Raw genomic sequence first — 17356 nt, forward strand, 5'->3', positions numbered from 1 at the left:
TCGGGCCGCCGAACTGCGCTGGTTGTCTCACGAGGCTCAGGAACTACCGGCTCGGACTGCCACGATCAACAAGCCGCGCCGAAGATGCCCCAATCATCCCCACCTACGGAAAACGGGCCTAGCAGGGCACACTCGGACGCGGCCAAAGGAACTGCTCCGTCGGCTCTTCGTCGAGGCAGGGGCGACCAGGATCGCCCTGGCGGAAGTACCGGACCGCGCTGTCGAGTGACTTGAGGCCGAGGAGTTCCCTGATCTGAGCGGGGTCGGCGCCGTGCTGGCGGAGCCGGGTCGCGTAGGTGTGGCGCAGGGTGTGCGGGCGCAGCCCGGCGAGTTCGGCCGCGATCCCGCAGGCGAGCACGACATCGGTGAGGCCGTCTGTGGTGAGCACGCCGCGCGTGCCGATCCACAGCCCGTCGCCGCCGGCCGTCGCGGCCTCGGCCAGGCGAGGTTGGGCGGCCAGCAGGTCGGCGCGGGCCGGCAGCCAGGCCGAGACACGCGCGCGGGACGGGGCGAGCAGCGGCATGGTGCGGACCTGATCATCCTTGCCGCGCAGGCGGGCGGTGCCACCGTGCGCGGTGACCATGACGTCGGGCACCCGCAGCCGGGCTGCCTCCTCAACGCGGGCGCCGGTGTCGAGCAGCATGGCGATGACGGCGGAATCACGCGGGCCGCGCTCGTCGGCGGCGCGGCGCAGCGCGTCCTCCTGGGGTGGGGTGAGGGCCTTGGGCGCGGGCCGGGAGTTGCGGGCGTTCTTGACCTTGATCCGCAGGCCGGCGCCGACCTCGTAGAGCAGGGCGACCGCGGCCAGGGCCTGATTGACCGTGGCCGGGGCGGCATCGGTGAGCAGGGCGCGCTGCCAGGCGCCCGCCGCGGCCTCGGCGCCGACCCGGTCGACGAAGGCGTCGGAATGCTCGGCGGTGTGCCCGGCCAGCCAGGCCAGATAGGCGCGGACCTGGCGACGGTAGGCGGTCACCGTGTTGGCGGCCAGCGTGCACCGGTCCAGGTGGGCCGCCAACCGGGCGGCGGCCTCGGCTGCTGTGAGCACGCCCTCCATCCGAGCCTCTCATCAATGTAGCGACAGTATGACGAATCTGTGACGATGGTCAAAGTCAACGTAAAATGATCTTAGGGAGCGTGGCCTTCGTCCGGCCAGGAAATGGCAGCTCACGCGAAAACCGATCGGAGCGAAAGTTTCAGATGATCGGGCGGCTGGCCGACGGCACTAGAATTCCCAGATGTGCTCTGGTAGCGCGCACATCTGTATGACCGGTCACCGGCATGCTTGAGCCTCCGGACTCGAACATCCCGTTCGGCACCGCGTCCCAGGAGCGGTTCGTCCTGTCACGCCGGTACGCGGCGGGCACGGGCGGGGTCCGAGGGCTGTTGATCACGATTCTGGGTGATTACGTGCGCCCGACCCGCCGGCCCGCGCCCACCTCGGCGTTCATCGACGCGCTTGGCCGCTTCGGCGTTGAGGAGACCGCCTGCAGGCAAGCCCTGAATCGCGCCGCGGCGGACGGCTGGCTCACAGCCGCCCGTGAAGGGCGGTACACCTGGTGGCATCTCACCCCGGCCTTCGCGCAGTTCCTCCACATCGGCGCCACCCGGATCTTCGGCTTCACCGCGAGCCAAACCGAGTGGGACGGCCGATGGCTGATCGTGCTGGCCCGAGCCGCAGAAACCAACCGGGCGGGACGCCACCTGCTGCGCACGCGACTGCGGTGGGGAGGATTCGGCAACCCGGCGCCCGGGGTGTGGGTCAGCACGCGGACCGATCGCGTCAAGGGGGCCGAGTCCGTACTCGAGGAAGCCGGAGTGCGCCAGGACGCGCAGATCTTCCTCTCCGAGTACCTCGCGGGCGGCAACCTGCCGACCCTCGTGCGCCAGGCGTGGGATCTCGACGAAGTCGAACGCGAATACCAGGCATTCCTCACGACGTTCAGGCACGCGCCCTCCGAAGATCCGCTGGTACGGCTCACGCAGCTCGTGCACGAGTGGCGCCGGCTCGCGCTGACCGATCCCGCGCTGCCCACCGAACTGCTCCCCACGGAATGGATCGGCGCCGACGCCGCGAAGCTCTTCCACCGGCAACACGCGAGCTGGGAACCGGCCGCGACCCGCGAGTGGGAGCGAATCACCGAGCAGGCACGATAGCCCCCTGTTCAGGCGCCCGGCGGTGCGACCGACTCGCGGTGGCGTACCGGCATGGGGACCCGATGCACCTCCCCTGGGCGACCGCCATCCCGGCCCATCTCCGCGAACAGGACATCAACGGCCTTGCGGCCGAGTTCGTAGTGCGGCAGAGCCACCGTGGTGAGCTTGGGGCGCATCCATGACGCGAGGGGGTGATCGTCGAATGAGACGACCGACACATCCGCGGGAACGCTCAGGCCCGCATCGTCCAGCGCCTGGTACGCCCCGAACGCCAGCCGATCGTTGAGGCAGATCAGGGCACGCGGGCGAGCGGTCTCCAGCAGGGCGCGAGTCGCGGCCAGGCCGCCCTCCGGCTGCCAGTCACGGCAGACCCGGCCGCCCGCGATCCTGACCCCGGCCGCCCCGAAGACCTCGCGGATTCCGACGAGCCGTTCGACGGCCGCGACGCTGTCCGGTGGCACATCGCGGAGCCCGGGACCGGCGCCGATCAGGTGCACGCCGTCGCGGTGGCCGGCGTCGAGCAGCACGCGGGCGGCGGCCCGCCCGGCCTCGACCTCGTCGGGGAGGATGGAGGGCAGCGGCGAGGGCTGCTTGGGGAGCGCGTTGAGCAGGACCGCGGGAGCGGCCGCGATGTCCTTGGGCACCTTGATGGTCCTGGTGTACATCGCGGCCAGGATGATCCCGTCGACCTGGCGGTCCTGCATGGCGTGCAGCAGGCCGCTTTCGAGGTCGGGTTCGCCTTCGGTCTCTCCGATGAACAGCATGACGCCACGCTCCCGCGCGGCCTCCAGCGCGCCTTTGATCATGTCACCGGCCAGGCGTGAGGTCGCGACGGTGTCGGAGACGAAGCCGATCGTGCGCGTCGTGCCGGTGCGCAGCCCGACGGAGACGGCGTTGGGCCGGTAGCGCAACTCCTCGGCGGCGCTCAGCACCCGCTGCTCGACATCGCGGGAAATGCGCAGTTCCCGCCCGCGCCCGCTCAGCACCAGCGAGGCGGTGGTCCTGGAGACGCCGGCGGCCTGGGCGACGTCCGCCAGCGTGACCCGTCGTGAGCTCACCGAGCGACCTCCACATTCCGTCCGTGTTTCGGGGCCTTGACACCACGGATACGCACGGTGAGACTATCGCATTGCTAATACGATTTAGCATTGCGGTCCGGGATCGATGGCGCTGGCCGGCAGGTCCCAATCAACGGAGGAGACGTCCCATGTCTCGTCGAACTCGCTCCCGCCGGCTCGCGGTCGTCCTGGGAGGGACGCTGGCCGCCGCCTGCGGCGGGCCCGGAAGCGGCGCCCCGCTGCTGTGCGCGGGAGCGCTGCTGATCCTGGCGCCTACACTGGTGATCTTCCTCATCTTCCAGCGGTGGTTCGTCACCGCTCCGCTACAGGATTCGCTGAAGGGCTGATCACTTGACGATCTATGGAGCCGTCGAGGCGGGCGGCACGAAGTGGGTGTGCGCGGTCGCCGACGAGGACGGACGCGTGCACGCGACCGAAGTGATACCGACGACGACCCCGGCGCGGACCATCCCCGAGGCGGTGCGGTTCTTCCGGAGCCACGACGCCCTGGCCGCGATCGGCGTCGCCAGTTTCGGTCCCGTCGATCTGGATCCCGTCTCGCCGACGTACGGCCATATCACCGCCACGCCCAAGCCGGGGTGGGCGAACACCGATGTCGTCACGCCCCTGCGTACCGCGCTGAAGGTCCCCGTCGGCTTCGACACCGACGTGAACGGGGCCGCGCTGGGCGAGGCGCGGCACGGCGCGGGCCGTGGCCTGCACACGGTCGCGTACGTGACCGTGGGCACCGGCATCGGCATGGGCGCCATCGTCCACGGCCGCCCGCTGCACGGGCAGGCGCACCCCGAGTTCGGCCATATACGCGTTCCCCGCGACATTGGTCGTGACCCCTTCGCCGGTAGTTGTCCCTTCCACGGAGACTGTCTGGAAGGGCTCGCCTCGGGTGAGGCGATGCGGCGGCGCTGGGGACGGCCCGCCGAGCAGGTGGAGGACGCCGCGGCGTGGCGGCTCGAGGCCGAGTACCTCGCGCTCGCCGTGATCAACCTGACCTACACGCTGTCCCCCCAGCGCGTCATCGTGGGCGGAGGCGTGGCGAGACATCCCTCCCTCATCGAGGAGGTACGGGCCCGCGTGCTCGATCTGGCCGCCGGCTACCCGAATGACCAGGCGGCCATGGACGCCTACCTCGTCGGGCCGTCCCTCGGCGACCTCTCCGGCGTCACGGGAGCCGTCGAACTGGCACGTGAAGTGAGCGCACCATAGATGCAGTGGACCCGACACCACCTCGACCTGATCGCCGAGGACGCCGCGACGACGGCGCCCCTCATCCTGGGCTCGCCGCCGCAGATACTGCCTGACCTGGACCTGTGGGACATGTGGCCGGTCCAGGAAGAGGACGGCTCCGCGTCGGTGCACCTCGGCCGCGAGCTGTGGATGGGCCTGTCGGCCCCCGCCACCGGCCATCCCGAGGAACGCCACGACCTGGCCCGCATCCGGCTGCTGGCGAAAGGCGAGGACGGCTGGACCGATCTGGGGAACGTGTTCGCCGATGGGGCCTCCCTCGGCAGCCGCGAGTGGTCCGGATCGGCGGTCCGCCGGTCGGACGGCACGATCTCGGTGTTCTACACGGCCGCCGGACGGCGCAGCGAAGCACGCCCGACGTTCGTCCAGCGTGTCGTCGAAAGCCGGTCGAAGCTGCCGCAGGAACCGGGCGCGCACCATGAGGAGATCGTGCGCTCGGATGGGCGCACGTACCTGGTGGCCGACGACCTCGAAGGCGGGCCGGGGCGGATCCGGGCCTTCCGCGATCCCGCCTGGTTCCGGGACCCCGCCGACGGGCGCGAATACCTGCTGATCGCCGCGTCGGTGGCGTGGCGCGACCGGCACATGGGGGCGGTGGCGCTCGCGGGCGCCGGACCCGGCGGTTGGTCGCTCGGTACGCCCCTGCTCACGGCGGACGGGATCAACCGGGAGATCGAGCGTCCGCATGTCGTCGTCCACGAGTCGTCGTACTACCTGTTCTTCTGCACCCAGCGCCACTCGTTCGAACCCCTGGGGTCGGCGCCCACCGGGCTCTACGGCTTCGTGGCTCCTCGTCTGACCGGGCCCTATGAACCACTGAACGGATCAGGGCTGGTAATCGGGAATCCATCCGCCCAGCCTGACCAGGCGTACGCCTGGATGGTGCTGACCGACTTGCGGGTGGTGAGCTTCGTCAACTACCGGACCACCGATGCGGATGCCGAACTGACGCGGTCCCATTTCGGGGGGACCATCGCACCGTTTCTCCGGCTCACCCTCAACGGGACCGTTTCGAAACTTTCGGCTAGCGTAGACGCGGCGCGGTGCTCCCCCGGACGATGAGTTCGGTGCCCAGCTCGACCCGGTTCTGTCGCAGCGGCTCGCCCTGGGCGAGGGTGATCAGCATGGTGGCCGCCGTGGCGCCCATCTCCGTCAGCGGCTGGCGGATCGTGGTCAGCGGCGGGATGGCCCAGCGCCACGCGGGCATGTCGTCGAAGCCGATCACGCTCAGGTCGTCGGGGATGCGCAGCCGCAGTTCATGGGCCGCGTGGTAGACGCCGATGGCCTGGCCGTCGTTGCAGGTGAAAATTGCGGTGGGCGGGTCGGGCAGGCGCATCAGGCGACGGGCCTGGAGCAGGCCGTCCTCGATCAGGAAGGCGCCGGGGCAGATCAGTTCCGGGTCGATCGGCACCCCGGCGGTGTCGAGCGCGGCGCGGTAGCCGTCCAGGCGGGCCCGGCTGGACAGCGCGTACTCGGGGCCGGTGATGATGGCGATGCGCCGGTGGCCGAGTTCCAGCAGATGGCGGGTGGCCACCAGGCCGCCGCTCCAGTTGGCCGCGCCCACCGACGGGACCCGATGGCCCGGGTCACCGGCCGGATCCAGCACCACCAGGGGGACCTCGCGGGTGGCGAGCTGGTCGCGCTGGCTGTCGGTCGGGCTGGAGAACACCGTGATCACGCCGTCCGGACGGTGGCTGAGCACGTCCTCGATCCAGTCGCGCCCGGGGGTATGACTGCCTCCCAGTTCGGAGAGCACCACCGCCAGATGGTGCTGGCGGGCCACCCGCTGAACGCCTTTGATGACCTCTGTCGGGTAGTCGCCCGCCAGCTCATGGAAGACCAGCTCGATCAGGCCCGTCGCCTTGACCCGCCGCCGCTGCCTGCGGTAACCGTGCTCGCGGATGAGACCCTCGATCAGGGCGCGGGTCTCCGGGCCGACCTCGGAGCGGCCGTTGACCACCTTGGAGACCGTCGCCGTGGACACTCCGGCCAGCTCCGCCAGTTGTGCCAGAGTCAGCGCCTGCGCTGGCGGGGAGCCGGTGGCGTACGGTTCCTCGGTCGTGGTCATGGGGAGAGTCTAGCCGGGAGTTTTCGGCCTTCGATCGTCGCTGTTTGCGCTGCTCTCACTATGAGATCGCGAGCAGGATCGGAGAGTCCCGGCACTGATGGTTCAGCAATTATCGGAGATTGATAGAAATTTTCGAGGTAGTTGATCTAGGCGTGAATGGCCTGCTGGTGGGCATCGGCCCGGGGCCGGGTGGCTCTGTCGCCACGGCCACGGGCCGGTTTCATCGTCGTGTGCGCCGACGGTCAGGCAATGGCGCAAACGGTGCCGTTGAGCCGGAACTGAGCCGGCGCGGTGTTGGTTCCGCTGTAGGTGCCCTGGAATCCGAAGCCGGTGCCGGCCCCGTTGTGGTCCAGCCCCTGCCCTCCCGGCCGCTGCGCGTTCATCTGCAGGAAGTCGGTCGGGCCGAAGAGCGCGACCCCCGCCTGTACGGCACTGGACACGCCGGTGGTTCCGACGGTCCCCCCAGCGACGCCACGCCGCCGGTCAGCGCCGCCATGTCCGCCACCCAGCCACCCGAGGAGTCGCCCATGACCACAAAGCGGTTGGGGTCGAGCTGATACGTGCCGGCGCGCGAGCGCAGCCAGCGGATGGCCGTCTTGATGTCGTGCACCTGCGCCGGGAACTTCGCCTGGGAGCTGGACCGGACGCTGACGCCGGCCACCGCGTACCCCCTGGAGTTGAAGAAGCCGGCGATCGAGCTCGCGCCGCTCTTGCCGTTGTCGGCCGTCCACGCCGACCCGCTGGTCCAGATCACCAGCGGCCGGGGTGCGCTGCCGCCGCCATCCGGCAGGTACAGGTCGAGCAGATGTCCCTGGCTGCCCGCCGGTTGCGGGGGCGCGTACGCGAGGTTGCTGATCACCTGCGCCTGGACCGGTGGGGCGAGGGCGACGGTGGTCAAAGATTCTGTATAACGAGTCAATCCATCTGATCGAGCGACCTATCCCCCAACTGGGAACATTCGTTGCTATCAGGAACGACCGGCGCAAAAATAAGCGAAAGTTTCACGCTTTCAACGAGCTGGCGACGCGGCCCGGAGGCAGCGCTGAGACCTGCACATGCGCTCTGAGCCTTGGACGGAACCTCACCATCTCCCGGCCAAGGTGAAGTTACGTACATAGATCACGAAATCTATGATGCGTGACCTGGCTACTTTCCGTGAAACGTTCACGAATCATGCTGTTCGCGATATCTCCATCACTGGACGAAAAGTCCAGGCTGGGAAACGTGTGGCGCACGGCGTGACGGTCGCCGAGAGCGACAGGTCGTTGACGGGTCTCCAGGCGTCGGATGTACTCCGCGACATCACAACCCTTCCGGCACAGGTCAGGAGGCACCCGTGCTTCTTGAAATGTTAGCGCTAACACAGAATCATCCCCTGACCAGGTCGGCCGTCGAGGAGCCCCGACGAGGACGTAACCCCAGGGAGTCATGGATGCGCTTCATCGCTCGTGCACCCGCACGACAGCACAAGGTCGCCGCGCCCACGCACCGGCCGGCGAGGTATCGCAGGCTGGTGGTGCTCGCGGTGTCGGTCCTGGCGATGACCGGGCTCAGCCCGCTGACCGCGACGAGCGCCCAGGGCGCTGTGGCCTGCCGGGTCGAATACACCATCGCGAACCAGTGGAACCCCGGCTTCACCGCGAACATCGTCATCCGCAACCTCGGCGACGCCGTCAACGGCTGGCGGCTGACCTGGACCTTCGGAGCGGGCCAGCAGATCACCCAGGCGTGGAACAGCACGGCCACCCAGAGCGGGGCGAACGTCACCCTCACCGACGCCGGTTACAACGCCTCGATCCCCTCCGGCGGGAACACCGGCCTCGGCTTCAACGGCACCTGGAGCGGGTCCAACCCGGTCCCGGCCTCCTTCGCCCTCAACGGCACCCCGTGCACGGGGACGCCGTCCTCCCCGACCCCAACCCCGACGCCCACACCCAGCCCGAGCCCCAGCCCGTCGCCGTCGCCGAGTAGCCCGGGGAACCTGCCCGCCAGCTTCCGATGGCAGTCCAGCGGACCCCTGATCGGCCCCAAGTCCGACGCCACGCACAACATCGCCGCGGTCAAGGACCCCTCGGTGGTCTACTACAACGGCCGCTGGCACGTGTTCGCCTCCACCGCGAGTTCCTCGGGCGGCTACAACCTGGTCTACCTGAACTTCACCGACTGGGCCCAGGCCGCCAGCGCCACCCACCACTACCTGGACCAGAGCGGGATCGGCACCGGCTACCGCGCGGCCCCGCAGGTGTTCTACTTCGCGCCGCAGAACCGGTGGTACCTCGTCTACCAAACCGGCAACGCCTCGTACTCCACGACCACGGACATCACCAACCCGAGGTCCTGGAGCGCGCCGAGCCACTTCTACTCCGGCATGCCCGACATCATCCGGCAGAACATCGGCAACGGCTACTGGGTCGACATGTGGGTGAGCTGCGACAACGTCAACTGCTACCTGTTCTCCTCGGACGACAACGGCCACCTGTACCGCTCGCAGACCACCGTGGCGAACTTCCCCAACGGGTTCTCCCAGCCGGTGATCGCCCTCCAGGACGCCAACCGGAACCGGCTCTTCGAGGCCGCCAACATCTACAAGATCAAGGGGAAGAACCAGTACCTGCTGCTGGTGGAGGCCATCGGCGGCGACGGCCGCCGATGGTTCCGCTCCTGGACCTCCAGCAGCATCGGCGGCTCCTGGACACCGCTCGCCGCCGAGGAATCCAACCCGTTCGCCCGGGCGAACAGCGTCACCTTCGACGGAACGGCGTGGACTCGCGACATCAGCCACGGCGAGATGCTCCGGGACGGCTACGACCAGACCCTGACGATCAGTCCTTGCAACCTGCGCTACCTCTACCAGGGCCTGGACCCGAACGCCGGCGGTAACTACAACACCCTGCCGTGGCGGCTCGCCTTACTCACCCAGACCAACTCCACCTGCTGACGCCAACCGGGCATGCCCTCCCCCCTTTCATCGAAAGGACAGGCCAACCGCGCCGACAAGCTTCACCTTCAACGGCGGCAATAGCCGGCAACTTGAACGCCACCGATACCGGTGCCGAGATGGCCGGCCACTCTCATCCCCCTTCTCTTCCGGAGCCCCCATGTCTCTGAGCCGTCGCCAGCTCTTCCAAGCCGCGGGCGCGACCGTCGCGCTCTCGGCCGCCGGTCAGGTCGCCGGTACGTCCGCCGCCCAGGCCGCCATCGCTCCCGTGCGATCCGACATCGGTGTGTCCGCCTACGGATTCGACCTCGGCCAGGTGCGCCTGTCGTCGGGCCGGTGGCTGGACAACCAGAACCGCACCCTCAGCTACCTGCGCTTCGTCGACGTCGACCGGCTGCTGTACGTCTTCCGGTCCAATCACCGCTTATCCACCAACGGCGCTTCGGCCAACGGCGGCTGGGACGCCCCCAGCTTCCCCTTCCGCAGCCACGTCCAGGGCCATTTCCTGACCGCCTGGGCGCAGGCGTGGGCGGTGACCGGCGACACCACCTGCCGGGACAAGGCCAACTACCTGGTCGCCGAGCTGGCCAAATGCCAGGCCAACAACAGCGCCGCCGGATTCAGCGCCGGTTACCTGTCGGGTTTCCCGGAGTCGGATTTCAGTGCCGTGGAGGCCCGGACGCTGAGCAACGGCAACGTGCCGTATTACTGCATCCACAAGACCCTGGCCGGGCTGCTGGACGTGTGGCGGCACATCGGTAACACCCAGGCCAGAAGCGTGCTCCTCGCGCTCGCCGGCTGGGTCGACTGGCGGACGGCCCGGCTGAGCGCCAGCCAGATGCAGTCGATGCTGGGCACCGAGTTCGGCGGCATGAACGCCGTGCTCACCGACCTGTACCAGATGACGGGCGACTCGCGCTGGCTGACCACCGCCCAGCGCTTCGACCACGCCGCCGTGTTCAACCCTCTGGCCGCCAACCAGGACCAGCTCAACGGCCTGCACGCCAACACCCAGGTCCCCAAGTGGATCGGCGCGGCCCGCGAGTACAAGGCCACCGGCACCACCCGCTACCGCGACATCGCCGCCAACGCGTGGAACATCACGGTCAGCGCGCACACGTACGTGATCGGCGGCAACAGCCAGGCCGAGCACTTCCGCGCGCCGAACGCCATCGCGGGCTACCTGTCCAGGGACACCGCCGAGTCCTGCAACACCTACAACATGCTGAAACTGACCCGGGAGCTGTGGCTGTTGTCCCCCTCCCGGGCCGACTACTTCGACTTCTACGAGAGCGCCCTGCTGAACCACCTCATCGGCCAGCAGAACCCGGCCGACAGCCGAGGGCATGTCACCTACTTCACGCCGCTCAACCCCGGCGGACGGCGCGGCGTGGGCCCGGCCTGGGGCGGCGGCACCTGGAGCACGGACTACAACTCGTTCTGGTGCTGCCAGGGCACCGGCATCGAGGTCAACACCAAGCTGATGGACTCGATCTACTTCCACGAAGGCACGACGCTGTTCGTGAACCTGTTCGTGCCTTCCACGCTCAACTGGTCGCAGCGCGGTATCACGGTCACCCAGTCCACCTCCTACCCCGTGAACGACACCACGTCGTTGCAGGTCACCGGCAACGTGAGCGGGTCGTGGACGATGCGCATCCGCATCCCGGCCTGGACGCAGGGCGCCACGGTGAGCGTCAATGGGGTCCAGCAGAGCATCGCCACCACGCCGGGCTCCTACGCCGTGCTCACCCGGTCGTGGACCTCCGGCGACACGGTGATCGTCCGGCTGCCCATGCGGGTGATCATGAAGGCCGCCAACGACAACCAGAACCTCCAGGCCGCCGTGTACGGCCCGGTCGTGCTCTCCGGCAACTACGGCAACACCACGCTGTCATCGGCGCCGGCGCTGACCACCTCGACGATCAACCGGACCAGCACGTCGGCTCTGGCGTTCACCGCCACGGCCAACGGCTCCTCGGTCAACCTGGGGCCGTTCTACGACGCCCACAACCACAACTACGTCGTCTACTGGAACGCCGGCGGCGGGGGCCCAACGGGCGGCGAGGCCAGTTTCCGGCTGGCCAACGCGGCCAGCGGGCTGGTGCTCGGCATCCAGAACATGTCCACCGCCGACGGCGGCCTGGCCCTGCAGTGGACCGACAACGGCAGCTCCGATCACGACTGGGTGCCGATCGCGGACGGCTCGGCACTGCGGTTCCGCAACGTCAACAGCGGCAAGGTGCTCGGCGTCGAGAACATGTCGACGGCCGACAACGCCCGCGTCATGCAATGGGCCGACAACGGCACCGCCGACCACCGCTGGACGATCACCGACGTCGGCGATGGCTCGGTCAAGATCCGCAACGCCAACAGTTCCAAGCTGCTGGGCATTCAGGGCGGGTCGACCGCCAACGGGGCGCAGGCCGTACAGGATCCGGACAACGGCAGCGCCGACAACCAGTGGCGGTTCGTGCCCAACGGCGCGCGGCGCGTCCAGAACGTGGGCACCGGCATGGTGCTGGGGGTCACGAACATGTCGACGGCGGACGGGGCGCTGGTCGTGCAGTGGGGCGACACCGGCACCGCGGACCATCTGTGGACCGCGATCCTGGACACCGGCGGCTACCTGCGGTTCCGCAACTCCAACAGCCAGAAGGTGCTGGGCGTGGAGAACATGGGCACCGCGGCCGGGTCCCGCGTCGTGCAGTGGGCCGACAACGGCACCAGCGACCACCGCTGGCGCCTCCGGTACGGCTCCAGCGCCGCCTTCCGCATCCAGTGCGCCAACGGCGGCCGAGTGCTCGGCCTCAGCGGCACCTCCCAGGGCGCCCAGGTCGTCCTGGCCGACGACAACGGTTCGAACAACAACCTCTGGAGATTCCTGTGATCAGACGCCTGCTGGCAATCCTCCTGCCCGCTGTGCTCGCAGGCACCGTGCTCACCATCGTGTCGTCGAGCGCATCGGCGGCGACCGTCGACACCAACGCCTGGTACGTCCTGGTCAACCGCAACAGCGGCAAGGCCCTGGACGTCTACAACTTCTCCACCGCCGACGGCGGCCGGATCACCCAGTGGACCCGCGGCGACGGCAACAACCAGCAGTGGCAGTTCGTCGACTCCGGCGGCGGCTACTACCGCATCAAGTCCCGCCACTCCGGCAAGGTGCTGGACGTCTACAACTGGTCCACCGCCAACGGCGGCGCCATCGTGCAATGGGCCGACGGCAACGGCACCAACCAGCAATGGCGGTTAGCCGACTCCAGCGGCGGTTACGTCCGCTTCATCAGCCGCCACAGCAACAAGGCCCTAGAGGTCCAGGGCGCCTCCACCGCCGACAACGCCAACATCGTCCAGTACGACGACTGGGGTGGCAACAACCAGCAGTGGCAGCTCGTCCAGGTCGGCAGCGGCAACCCGACCCCGACGCCGACACCCACCCCGACCCCAGGCGGCACCTACACCAACCCCGTCGTCTGGCAGGACTTCGCCGACGGCGACATCATCCGGGTCGGCGACGCCTACTACTACTCGGCCTCCACGATGCACTACTCGCCGGGCGCGCCCATCCTGCGCTCCTACAACCTGGTCGACTGGGAGTACGCGGGCCACTCGGTGCCCCGGCTCGACTTCGGCTCGACCGCCTACGACCTCAACGGCGGCCGGGCGTACGTGAAGGGCATCTGGGCCTCCACCCTGAACCACCGGCCGAGCAACAGCACGTACTACTGGCTCGGCTGCGTCGAGTTCAACCGCACCTACGTCTACACCGCCTCGGCGGTCGACGGCACCTGGACCAAGCGCTCCCAGATCAACAACTGCTACTACGACGCCGGCCTGCTGATCGACGACAACGACACGATGTACGTCGCCTACGGCAACAGCACCATCAGCGTCGCGCAACTGTCCGCCGACGGGCTCAGCCAGGTACGCGCCCAGCAGGTGTTCACCACGCCGTCCAGCGTCGGCACCCTGGAGGGTGCCCGCTTCTACAAGCGCAACGGCTACTACTACATCTGGCTGACCCGCCCCGCCAACGGCCAATACGTGCTCCGATCGACCAGCCCGTTCGGCCCGTACGAGATGCGCCAGGTCCTGCTCAACATGCCCGGCCCGATCTCCGGCGGCGGCGTGCCCCACCAGGGCGGCCTGGTCCAGACCCAGAACGGCGCCTGGTACTACATGTCCTTCGTCGACGCCTACCCCGGCGGCCGCGTCCCGGCCCTGGCGCCGATCACCTGGACCGGCGACGGCTGGCCCACCATCCAGACCGTCAACGGCGGCTGGGGCGTCACCTACCCGAAACCGAACATCCAGACCACCAGGACCGTCCAGCCGATGATCGGCGCCGACACCTTCACCTCGGGCACGCTCGGCCACCGGTGGGAGTGGAACCACAACCCCGACACCAGCAGGTGGTCGACAGGCAGCGGGCTGCGTCTCCAGACGGCGACCGTCACCAACGATCTGTACAACGCCCGCAACACCCTGACCCACCGCATCCAGGGCCCGTCGTCCACCGCGACGATCGAACTCGACTACGCCACGATGGCCAACGGCGACCGGGCCGGGCTGGCCATGCTCCGCGACTCCTCGGCCTGGATCGGCGTCAAACGCGACAACGGCGCCACCCGCGTGGTGATGACCAACGCTCTGACCATGAACAGCAGCTGGCAGACCACCGGAACCGGCACCGAGGCAGCGAGCGCGAACGTCTCCGGCGGCCGGATCTGGCTACGCGTCAACGCCGACATCCGCCCCGGCTCGGGACGCCAGGCCCGCTTCTCCTACAGCACCGACGGGACCAACTTCACCGCCCTCGGCCCGGCCTTCACGCTCAACAACGCCTGGCAGTTCTTCATGGGCTACCGGTTCGGGATCTTCAACTACGCCAGCCAGGCCCTCGGCGGCTCGGTGACCGTACGCCGATTCGATCTGACCACCCCATGAACACAGAGAGGCATCCATCATGAACGGCCGCCGGCGATGGAAAGAACTCCTGGCCCTGCTCGAGCGTCGCGGTGAAGGACTCTCGGTCATCCGGCACAACAACCAGTGGCACATCTACGCCACCAACGCCACCGGCACCGGCTGGAACGCGCCGAGCCGCCGCACCCGGACCAGGAACGCCAGACATCGAGTTCCTCGGCACGCGACCCATGGGGGCCTATTGTTCGGCCGCGATCCGGGTGGCCGTCTCGACGAGGCGGTTGGCGTAGCCCCACTCGTTGTCGTACCAGCCGAAGATCTTCACCAGCGTCCCGTCGGTCTGCGTCAGGGGCGCGTCGAAGACGCAGGAGGCGGTGTCGCCGATGATGTCGCTGGAGACCAGCGGCGCCGTGCTGTAGCGCAGGACGCCTGCCAGTCGGCTCTGCGCCGCCTGGGCGAACGCGTGGTTGACCTCCTGGACGCTGGTCTGGCGGCCGACCACCGCGGACAGGTCGGTCAGTGAACCGTCGACGACCGGGACGCGCAGGGCGATGCCGTCGAGGCGGCCCCTCAGGTCGGGCAGGACCTCGCCGACCATGCGGGCGGCGCCGGTCGTGGTGGGGATGATGTTGACGGCGGCCGAGCGAGCGCGGCGTGGATCCTTGTGCGGCGAGTCGAGCAGCCGCTGGTCGCCCGTGTAGGCGTGGACGGTCGTCATGAAGCCCTTGACCAGGCCGAACGTCTCGTTGAGCACCTTGACCATGGGCGCGACGCAGTTGGTCGTGCAGGAGGCCATCGAGATGATCTGGTGCAGCCCGGGCCGGTAGGCGGCGTCGTTGACGCCGGGGACGAGCGTGACGTCCATATCCTTGCCGGGCGCGCTGACGAGCACCGTGCGGGCGCCGTTCTTCAGATGCTTCTCGGCGTCGGCCCTGCTGCGGAACCGGCCGGTCGCCTCGATCACGAGGTCCACCCCGTACGCCGTCCAGTCGATGCCGGACGGGTCATGGTAGGCGGTGACCGGAATGCGCCTGCCGTCGACGATCAGCGCGCCGGGGGCGACCGAGACGGGCTTGTCATAGGTGCCGTACGTCGAGTCGTGCTTGAACAGATGGGCCAGCGCGTCGGCGTCGGCCAGGTCGTTGATCGCGACGACGTCCAGCCCCTGGTCCAGCCCGGCGCGGAGCACGGCGCGGCCGATCCGGCCGAAGCCGTTGATACCGATCTTCATCGTGATTCCTCTCTGCGGGTCTACAGGCCGATCGTCCGGCGACGCCGGTGCGTGCTCGTAGAGGCGAAGGACCGTGTCCGCGGAACTTCCGGCCCCGCGTTCAGTTCTGACTTCGCCAGGCGTACGAAGGCCAGCCCGGTGAGCGCCGCCACGGTCACGGCCATGACCGCGCCACCGAGAACACCGATCGCGGCGACCAGCCAGACCGGCTGCCCTTCCCGCCACAGCGGCGTGGTCACGGCGGCGAACACGGCGAGCGCCACCAGCCAGGCGCCCGCCGTGGCGGCGATCCACCAGGCCGTGCCAGGCAGCCGCGAGGCCAGGACACGCCACTGCAGGCCGCCCATCGCGACGAGCATGACGGCGCCCAGCAGCACGAGCACCATCGGCGGCTGGTCGAATCCGCCGAGCACGATGGGGATCGCGCCGATCGACCACGCCACCGCCGCTCCCCCGGCGGTGGCCCCCGCCCAGGTGGCGGTCGGCACCCACGGCAGGGCCGTTCGCAGCGCGTACGCCTGAGCCAGGCCGAGAACAGAGCCCTCCACGATTCCGGCGGCAACGATGAGGAGCGCCCGCAGCAGTTCGGGGCCCGCCGCGGCGACCGACGCGGCGACCAGCGCGGGCACCGCGAAGCCGGCCAGCTCGCCCAGCGTCACAGCGCCGAACCAGCGACGCCACAGACCACTGGGCTCGGGCCGGGGTTCAGCCGGCGCGACCACCATCGTGACCGCCACACCGTCCTCGAGCGAGGGCACCACAGGCACGCCCACCGCTCCGAGGGCGTCGCGCACCGCGGTCGGCGCGCTGTTCACCGCCCCGTAGGCGGCATGCCGCTTGCCCCTCAGGACCACGGTCAGCGGTGCGCCTCCCGCCAGGTTGCGCCACCACAGCCGGTCACGCCTGCTGACGATCGTGAGCACGTCGCCGTCCTCCGCGTACTGGACGGGGACAGCGAAGGTACGCCCCGAGCGGCACCCTGTGATCAATAACAAGACCACGCTCCGGGACAGAAGATCATGCAACGGAGACAGCAGCAACCATCGCACCACGGCGTTGACGACACGCATCGGAGCCTCCTTCAACGGCTCTTCCACGGTCGCCAATCTCACCAAGCCAGACATGTGCCGAAAGTCCCGCCCGACGGTGCCTTTGGGCTCGGGGTGCCCCGCCGCACCGCTCGAAAGGCTTGAAGCGCCTACGAGTCACGGCAAGGAGTGCGGAAATGACCTACGTCTTCGACTTCGCCGACGGTGGTATGCACATGAAAGACCTGCTCGGCGGAAAGGGCGCGAACCTGGCCGAGATGACCCGGCTGGGCCTGCCGGTCCCACCGGGCTTCACGATCACCACCGAGGCCTGCCGGACCTACCTCAAGCTGGGCGAGATCCCCGAAGGGCTGCTGGGGGAGGTCGGCGAGCACCTGCTCCGCGTCGAGCAGACCATGGGCCGCCGGCTCGGCGACCCGGCCGATCCGCTGCTGCTGTCGGTCCGCTCCGGCGGCAAGTTCTCCATGCCCGGCATGATGGAGACGATCCTGGACGTCGGCCTCACCGACAGCACGGTCACCGGCCTGGCCGCCACCTCCGGCGACGACCGCTTCGCCTGGGACTGCTACCGCAGGCTCATCTCCATGTACGGCGCCACGGTCGAGGGCGTCCCGCACGACCTCTTCGAGCGAGCGCTCGCGGCTCATCGCCGTGCGGCCGGCGTAC

The 17356-nt window shown here is 68.9% G+C and carries 15 protein-coding genes; 8 read left to right on the forward strand and 7 right to left on the reverse strand.

Annotated elements, in window-relative coordinates; genetic code table 11:
• Window positions 1-118 precede the first annotated feature (118 nt).
• Window positions 119-1045, reverse strand: a complete 927-nt coding sequence (locus ABGB08_RS52705) for a tyrosine-type recombinase/integrase (protein ID WP_347607492.1) — start codon at window positions 1043-1045, stop codon at window positions 119-121.
• A gap of 233 nt (window positions 1046-1278) precedes the next feature.
• Here ABGB08_RS52705 and ABGB08_RS52710 point away from each other — a divergent pair, with 233 nt between their 5' ends.
• On the forward strand, window positions 1279-2154 hold the full coding sequence (locus ABGB08_RS52710; protein ID WP_347607495.1) for a PaaX family transcriptional regulator C-terminal domain-containing protein: 876 nt from the start codon (window positions 1279-1281) through the stop codon (window positions 2152-2154).
• 8 nt (window positions 2155-2162) lie between these two features.
• Here ABGB08_RS52710 and ABGB08_RS52715 read toward each other — a convergent pair whose 3' ends face one another.
• Complete coding sequence (locus ABGB08_RS52715) at window positions 2163-3212, reverse strand: LacI family DNA-binding transcriptional regulator (protein WP_347607498.1); 1050 nt, start codon at window positions 3210-3212, stop codon at window positions 2163-2165.
• Window positions 3213-3361: 149 nt separating this feature from the next.
• Between ABGB08_RS52715 and ABGB08_RS52720 the strand changes: the two genes are divergently transcribed.
• The 3 genes from ABGB08_RS52720 to ABGB08_RS52730 are packed head-to-tail and all read left to right on the forward strand — an operon-like array spanning window position 3362 to window position 5537.
• Window positions 3362-3559, forward strand: a complete 198-nt coding sequence (locus tag ABGB08_RS52720; RefSeq protein ID WP_347607500.1) for a hypothetical protein — start codon at window positions 3362-3364, stop codon at window positions 3557-3559.
• A 4-nt stretch (window positions 3560-3563) separates the two neighbouring features.
• The gene (locus ABGB08_RS52725; protein ID WP_347607502.1) at window positions 3564-4436 is read left to right on the forward strand and encodes an ROK family protein; all 873 of its coding nucleotides are present in this window, start codon (window positions 3564-3566) and stop codon (window positions 4434-4436) included.
• Window positions 4437-5537 carry a glycoside hydrolase family 68 protein gene (locus ABGB08_RS52730; protein ID WP_347607504.1) on the forward strand — a complete coding sequence of 367 codons (1101 nt, stop codon included), beginning with the start codon at window positions 4437-4439 and terminating at the stop codon, window positions 5535-5537. It abuts the gene before it with no gap.
• Here ABGB08_RS52730 and ABGB08_RS52735 read toward each other — a convergent pair.
• From ABGB08_RS52735 to ABGB08_RS52745, 3 genes are all read right to left on the reverse strand, one after another.
• Window positions 5500-6543: a LacI family DNA-binding transcriptional regulator gene (locus ABGB08_RS52735; protein ID WP_347607507.1), complete on the reverse strand. Its 1044-nt coding sequence runs from the start codon at window positions 6541-6543 to the stop codon at window positions 5500-5502. The genes ABGB08_RS52730 and ABGB08_RS52735 overlap by 38 nt on opposite strands.
• A 242-nt stretch (window positions 6544-6785) precedes the next feature.
• Window positions 6786-6926 carry a hypothetical protein gene (locus tag ABGB08_RS52740; RefSeq protein ID WP_347607510.1) on the reverse strand — a complete coding sequence of 47 codons (141 nt, stop codon included), beginning with the start codon at window positions 6924-6926 and terminating at the stop codon, window positions 6786-6788.
• The gene (locus ABGB08_RS52745) at window positions 6923-7441 is read right to left on the reverse strand and encodes an alpha/beta hydrolase (RefSeq protein ID WP_347607513.1); all 519 of its coding nucleotides are present in this window, start codon (window positions 7439-7441) and stop codon (window positions 6923-6925) included. The genes ABGB08_RS52740 and ABGB08_RS52745 overlap by 4 nt, the downstream gene beginning before the upstream one ends.
• Before the next feature lie 534 nt (window positions 7442-7975).
• Between ABGB08_RS52745 and ABGB08_RS52750 the strand changes: the two genes are divergently transcribed.
• From ABGB08_RS52750 to ABGB08_RS52760, 3 genes are all read left to right on the forward strand, one after another.
• Window positions 7976-9481 carry a non-reducing end alpha-L-arabinofuranosidase family hydrolase gene (locus ABGB08_RS52750; RefSeq protein ID WP_347607516.1) on the forward strand — a complete coding sequence of 502 codons (1506 nt, stop codon included), beginning with the start codon at window positions 7976-7978 and terminating at the stop codon, window positions 9479-9481.
• Window positions 9482-9641: 160 nt separating this feature from the next.
• The gene (locus ABGB08_RS52755) at window positions 9642-12371 is read left to right on the forward strand and encodes a beta-L-arabinofuranosidase domain-containing protein (protein ID WP_347607518.1); all 2730 of its coding nucleotides are present in this window, start codon (window positions 9642-9644) and stop codon (window positions 12369-12371) included.
• A complete protein-coding gene (locus ABGB08_RS52760) occupies window positions 12368-14431 on the forward strand; it encodes a family 43 glycosylhydrolase (protein ID WP_347607521.1) in 2064 nt (687 codons plus the stop codon). The genes ABGB08_RS52755 and ABGB08_RS52760 overlap by 4 nt, the downstream gene beginning before the upstream one ends.
• 217 nt (window positions 14432-14648) lie before the next feature.
• Here ABGB08_RS52760 and gap read toward each other — a convergent pair whose 3' ends face one another.
• The gene (gap, locus tag ABGB08_RS52765; protein WP_347607530.1) at window positions 14649-15647 is read right to left on the reverse strand and encodes a type I glyceraldehyde-3-phosphate dehydrogenase; all 999 of its coding nucleotides are present in this window, start codon (window positions 15645-15647) and stop codon (window positions 14649-14651) included.
• Between the two features lie 14 nt (window positions 15648-15661).
• Complete coding sequence (locus tag ABGB08_RS52770; protein WP_347607524.1) at window positions 15662-16711, reverse strand: hypothetical protein; 1050 nt, start codon at window positions 16709-16711, stop codon at window positions 15662-15664.
• 155 nt (window positions 16712-16866) lie between these two features.
• On the opposite strand from ABGB08_RS52770, the gene ABGB08_RS52775 reads away from it, so the two are divergent.
• Window positions 16867-17356: PEP/pyruvate-binding domain-containing protein (locus ABGB08_RS52775; protein WP_347607527.1), on the forward strand; the 490-nt coding region annotated here is incomplete at its 3' end.

The sequence above is a fragment of the Acrocarpospora sp. B8E8 genome (genome assembly GCF_039871605.1).
Lineage (GTDB): Bacteria > Actinomycetota > Actinomycetes > Streptosporangiales > Streptosporangiaceae > Acrocarpospora > Acrocarpospora macrocephala.